At 48.2% G+C, this 255-nt stretch carries 1 rRNA gene; it reads right to left on the bottom strand.

Annotated elements, in window-relative coordinates:
* Positions 1-255: ribosomal RNA gene (locus tag SKC37_RS11680) — 23S ribosomal RNA — on the bottom strand; the annotation flags it as partial.

Genomic DNA, 255 nt, shown 5'->3' with positions numbered 1-255 from the left:
CCCAGTCTTGCCGCAACAACACTGGTTTGGGCTAATCCGCGTTCGCTCGCCACTACTTACGGAATCACTTTTGTTTTCTCTTCCTCTGCTTACTTAGATGTTTCAGTTCAGCAGGTTCGCCTCCTATCTTAAATAGGATAATAGATCTTCAATCTACTGGGTTGCCCCATTCGGAAATCTTCGGATCGAAGGTCTTGTGCACCTCCCCGAAGCTTATCGCAGCTTAACACGTCCTTCATCGCCTCCAAGAGCCTA

It is taken from the genome of Aquirufa esocilacus (assembly GCF_042715595.1).
Taxonomy (GTDB): domain Bacteria; phylum Bacteroidota; class Bacteroidia; order Cytophagales; family Spirosomataceae; genus Aquirufa; species Aquirufa esocilacus.
The sequence above is the reverse complement of the archived record's forward strand: the minus strand, read 5'-3'. Positions and strand labels throughout refer to the sequence as shown.